The 4,771-nt window shown below is 57.4% G+C and carries 8 protein-coding genes; 2 read left to right on the top strand and 6 right to left on the bottom strand.

Going from position 1 to position 4,771, the window contains the following annotated elements:
- Nucleotides 1-878 precede the first annotated feature (878 nt).
- Together ACS5Q1_RS46640 and ACS5Q1_RS46635 are read left to right on the top strand one after the other, a co-directional pair.
- Nucleotides 879-1,064: a hypothetical protein gene (locus ACS5Q1_RS46640; RefSeq protein WP_473104579.1), complete on the top strand. Its 186-nt coding sequence runs from the start codon at nucleotides 879-881 to the stop codon at nucleotides 1,062-1,064.
- A gap of 315 nt (nucleotides 1,065-1,379) precedes the next feature.
- On the top strand, nucleotides 1,380-1,853 hold the full coding sequence (locus tag ACS5Q1_RS46635) for a sigma factor-like helix-turn-helix DNA-binding protein (protein WP_473104580.1): 474 nt from the start codon (nucleotides 1,380-1,382) through the stop codon (nucleotides 1,851-1,853).
- A gap of 13 nt (nucleotides 1,854-1,866) precedes the next feature.
- Here ACS5Q1_RS46635 and ACS5Q1_RS46630 read toward each other — a convergent pair whose 3' ends face one another.
- The 6 genes from ACS5Q1_RS46630 to ACS5Q1_RS46605 form a co-directional block, all read right to left on the bottom strand.
- On the bottom strand, nucleotides 1,867-2,658 hold the full coding sequence (locus ACS5Q1_RS46630; protein ID WP_473104578.1) for a restriction endonuclease: 792 nt from the start codon (nucleotides 2,656-2,658) through the stop codon (nucleotides 1,867-1,869).
- A gap of 123 nt (nucleotides 2,659-2,781) precedes the next feature.
- Nucleotides 2,782-2,952 carry a hypothetical protein gene (locus ACS5Q1_RS46625; RefSeq protein ID WP_473104577.1) on the bottom strand — a complete coding sequence of 57 codons (171 nt, stop codon included), beginning with the start codon at nucleotides 2,950-2,952 and terminating at the stop codon, nucleotides 2,782-2,784.
- A gap of 150 nt (nucleotides 2,953-3,102) precedes the next feature.
- Entirely contained in the window at nucleotides 3,103-3,405 is a 303-nt protein-coding gene (locus tag ACS5Q1_RS46620) for a hypothetical protein (RefSeq protein ID WP_473104576.1), read from the bottom strand.
- Between the two features lie 97 nt (nucleotides 3,406-3,502).
- Complete coding sequence (locus ACS5Q1_RS46615; protein ID WP_473104575.1) at nucleotides 3,503-3,712, bottom strand: cold-shock protein; 210 nt, start codon at nucleotides 3,710-3,712, stop codon at nucleotides 3,503-3,505.
- Between the two features lie 137 nt (nucleotides 3,713-3,849).
- Complete coding sequence (locus tag ACS5Q1_RS46610) at nucleotides 3,850-4,041, bottom strand: hypothetical protein (protein WP_473104574.1); 192 nt, start codon at nucleotides 4,039-4,041, stop codon at nucleotides 3,850-3,852.
- A gap of 27 nt (nucleotides 4,042-4,068) precedes the next feature.
- Nucleotides 4,069-4,560, bottom strand: a complete 492-nt coding sequence (locus ACS5Q1_RS46605; RefSeq protein ID WP_473104573.1) for a hypothetical protein — start codon at nucleotides 4,558-4,560, stop codon at nucleotides 4,069-4,071.
- Between the last annotated feature and the right edge of the window lie 211 nt (nucleotides 4,561-4,771).

Below are 4,771 nucleotides of genomic sequence, written 5' to 3'. Positions count from 1 at the left end.
ATCCACCTGCCGCAGTTTCGCGACGATGTCCTCGGCCGTGTGTCTCTTCTTGCTCATTCGCTTGTCCTCCATTCGGCTTGAAAGCCATACATCAGGGAGGACCACTTCTCAGGGGGCAGGCCACGGGTAACGGTGCACGCGACCGAAGGTTTCAGTCTGGGCGGATCAGTGCCTGGAGAACGAAAGCGCCAGCCAATAAGGTGGTTAGCAGAGCAAATACAGCCAGCGTCCGTTTGTTGTGGGTGAATGGATCCTGTGGGCGGCCGCAATGAGGGCACACCCCCAGATTGTCCGGGATCTCACATTCACAGGTCGAGCAGGGCATAACGCGACAAAAACGGATCAACCTCTACTGCGTTCCCATCTGCAGCTAGCAGGGTGAACCATTCACCAGCATGCTCATATGAAAGGGACAGGGCCCATTCCAGCGAGGGAAGGGCCCTGAGTGACACGAAGTCACGATCTGTTTGGATGATCCGGCAACGCCGGTGAAAGAATCCAGGTTGTTGAGCTGAAGGGCGTCTCAGCACTCAACGGAGAGTGGGGAGGCGTGCTTCGGCCCTGGCGGTTGCACTATCGTAGCCTCCTTGGTGTCAGAGCCGAGGCGGGTGCGGGGCTCACGGACGGTCTGAATTTGGCTGCTGTTTAAGAACCCACGAGAGCAGTCGGCAAATCCTGCGTGTGATGGCGTACTAACGCAATCCGGTTGAGTCGCCGTCGAAGGACCAAGCCGGGGGAAGCATAATGGTTTCAGCGTCGCAGCAAAGAAATGAGCGACCGGCTTTCCTACGCTCGCTGCAACCGATCACGGCAGCGCGAGTTGCCCTTCACATACGTTAATCAGGGGCAATGCAGGGCACAGCCATGAGAACTATGCCATGCAGCAGAATAACACTCGGGATCGGTCGCGTGAGATCCCCAGCAGCTTGAATTTCTCTCAGGAGCAGGTCGTCTTTATCCTCGGCCACTCCTTGAGGAGCGTCTACGAAGATGTCCTTGCAGCAGACATGCCTGAACATCTCAACAGGCTTGTGCTCAAGCTTGAGGAGACATATCCCCCGTAGGCTACGCCCAAGCAGCGCAATCGTCCAAGCGCCAGTTGGAGTCGATAATCATTAACAAACTGAGCGTGCACCAGTTGGAGAGGTGGTCCTGGCTGCCATTGGAGAAGGCATCAGAACAAATCAACAACCAATTGGAATAGCCGAGCTTGAAAAACGCGAATCATGGACTCTATTCTGGTTCGGGTCGGCTTAATTCGGCGGGCCTATCCGGATAGCCGTGCGGGGCTGACGGACCGTCTCACCACCTCTTCGTCGTTCAAAAGTCAGTCTGAACCGGTGTGCGTGCATCGGGGCAGGAGTTCAGGAGGCTCTCTTTTGGCTACGCTGAAGCAATTCGAAGAAGCCCTGCGCGCCCAAGGCATGCATATGGCCCTGGCCATCCTGGAGAAGATGCGCAAGGAGGAGAAGAAGACGCGGTCGATCGCTCCAGCCCGCCGGGTGTCTGGGCGCAAGATGACGCCCGAGCTCGCCCGTAAGGTCCTCGAGCTTCATAACACCACCGACATGACTCAGCAGGAGATTGCTTTCCGGCTTGGGGTTAATCAGGGGCGCGTGAACGAAGTCATTCGCCGAGGGAAATGGTTGACCGAAGATCCGAATTCCGAAGAAGCGCAAGCACGGGACAAGGCAAAAGCCCGAATGAAGCGCATGCAGTCGGAAGACACACCGATCCCGCGCAAACAGCCTGTAGCAGCCGGAACCGACGAAGGTCCGAAGAAGCCGAGGGCGAAACCGGCCAATTCGGCGCAGCTGTCGATCGACGACTTCCTGAAGACATCAGGCGGCTAAATGGAATCTTGTATCAGCGGGACCCGGCCCCGCTGGTGACGATCAGTTCAAGCCGTGGCAGATCAGTGTGGTGCATCAGCAGCACGCCATTCTTGTGCGCGAGTTGGTGGGCCGACTTGGTGAAGACCGAATTGGTGACCACCACTGCGTAAGGTGCATCCTGAAAGGCGGTGGCGGCATAAGCCTCCTGAACGGCTTTATTGCCGACGGTGCCGTTGTAGAATTTGCACTGGATCACAACCCGCCGATCCTCCTTCTCTGCAATGATGTCGGCGCCCTGATCGCCTGATCCGGGTGTAAGCGCTGCATGCCAGCCGGCATCCTGCAGGATATCCCGGCAGTAGAGCTCAAACTCCCTGCCGGTCATTGTGTCATCGGATTCCGCGAGCGGTTCGGCTGGCTGGAACCGGTCAATGATCCGGTTGATCCGCGTCCTGAGACGGGCGGCGTACCGATTCGGATCCTTCGCCGGCAGGTGATCGATCTCCCTCCGCTGGAATTCAGGCAAGAGCGTTTTCTTGATGAAGGTGTTGAGGTGCTTGTCCCACGTGTCCTCAGACACATTCCCATATTCGTCCGGCGCGAGCATATGGACCCGTTTCGTTGATAGGGTCCGGACATGCTTCAAGGCCGCCCGATCGGTCAGATCATAGATCAGCAGGAGCGAATGGACCTTCGTCAGGCGCAAGAAGAGCAGCAGCGCCAGCCCGCACCAGGCGGCGATCGGCTTCAGGTACAGGCCTGCTCCGAACAGGAGGAGCAGCACGGCGCTGAACGCTTTATGTCTCCAAAGGTACCGAAACATTCCCTTCCCGCGCCAAATGGCGGTGATCGTCATGATTGTCAGCTGTTTTCGATAGCTGAGCGCGGTTACCGGCCGCTTTGCCCCGAGCTAAATCACCGGGAACTCACAAGAATATTTCGGCAGCTATTGTTTGGTGATCCGGGTCCTGTCGAGGATTTGCCCGGCGAACTCCTGCAACTCCTCTGCGGTGCTGGTCTCGTCCTGCTGAATGACGAAAAGCCCGGTATGAAGCAGGATCATCAACTCGCGAGCTTGCTGTGCTTCGCCGCCTGCGGCAGGCATGACTTCGGCCATCTTGGCTCTCATAACAGCAGCATCGCGCTCCAGGATTTCCATAAGGCAGGTGGTCACTGCGTCTCCTTCCAGAGGCGGGCTCTAAGGGGCTGATACCCCGAAATAGTTCGCCTCTGCTGAGTGATAATAGGAAGCTGCAGCAAGGTCCAATCACTCAGGCTTGATGCCGAGCGCAACGCAATAGCCGAAATACGCATGTTCTCCAGCCTTATGGTAGATCTCTGCGATCTCCATTTTCTTGCGCCGGTCGAGAGCGAAGCGCGACCCGGTCCGCTGCAGGCGTAGATAGGCCTTAGGACAGGCATCGAGTTTGACGGTCTCGCGCAGGCGCGGGAACTCCTCGGTGGACATTTCCTGCGAGTAGCCGTCGCGACCCATAAACATCACAAAGACCTTGCGGTGCTCACTGATGAAACGCTCGTCGCCGAGGAAGTCAGGGGTTGATGTCTGCATCGTCGGGGTTCTCCAGGTTGGCAGGCACAACAAAAAAGCCGCTCCGAAATGGAGCGGCTCATCGTGAAGGCGGAGCAATCCGCAAATGTGAGAGGTCTTAGACCTGCTGCAGGTTGGCCGCAGACTCTTTCCCCGTCCGACGGTCCTGTTCGACCTCGTAGGAGATTTTCTGTCCGTCCTTCAGACTCCGGAGGCCTGCGCGCTCCACCGCTGAAATATGAACGAACACGTCCTTGCCGCCATTGTCCGGCTGAATGAAGCCGTAGCCTTTGGTTTCGTTAAACCACTTCACCGTCCCAGTCGCCATTCTCGTCTCTAGTCCCTAGTAGTTCCCCTCCGGCGGAACGTCATGTCCCACCCTCCGGTGACCGATCCGTCACGCGAAGGAGGCTAGTTGGGCATGGGAACCGTGGCAACAAAGTGGCGAGACTACCATTAACTTCGTCAGGAGTGCCGGTAGCCGTCGGCCTCAATGCCAATGAACATCCCGTGCCAGGTGCCGCCGAAGATGTCGTTGAGAGAGAAATGACGGAAACGCTTCCGGAAGGCACGATAGCTGGAGCTCCCGTCGGCGGACCGCTGGAACAACTCAAAAATCGATTTCATCTGAGCACGAGTGGGGCGAGCACGGTTCATGACGTTTCTCCGGGAACCTTGGATGGTTCAATCGTTGAGGATGTTGGCGGCCGACAGAACGGCCTTCGCCTGGTCAGTGAAAAGGAAATCGACCTTCTGCTCCTCCATCATGAGTTCCCATGCGGCGCGGAACAGGTTCTGCAGATCGCCTACCTCGTGATCACCTTCAGAATCCTCACCGTGAACGAAGGCGGCGTGAGTATAGGTGTCGGCATCCTGCACGTCGGCAAGCATGAATGGGCGCTTGGTGTCGTCCTTTTCCGTGAGGACCGGCTCGAAGAAGATCTTGGACAGGAGACCATCTCCCTCGTCGAACACGTTGACGATCTTGCCCTCGATGGCGAGAGTGAATGCAATGCCCCGAGGTCCCTCCAGGTGCTCAATGCGATCAATGATCGCTACGGCGCCGATCGGGAGCGTGATCTCGCTGTCTTCGGCATCAAGACCTGAGGTCTCGACAAGCATCTGAACAACGTCGTGTTTCTTGAACCCGAAGGCCTCGTGCAATTCCTGAGTCATTTCAGGTGTCCTTGATTGATGTTTCTGGGGTTTCACCGATTGGGAGTGCGCCAAGCAAAAGGGCCGTCATTCTGCGATGACAGCCCTCTTAATGATCGTCACGGGATTCCGGTAACGGAGAGACCTGCATGGCGGAAGAAGCGGACGATCATTTCGGGGCGGCGCTTCAGCCGGCCGAACTCGCGGCGGGCGAGGCGATGCAGGTCGTCGA

Source organism: Microvirga sp. GN3, from assembly GCF_055792825.1.
This window is presented reverse-complemented; position numbering and strand designations above follow the sequence as displayed.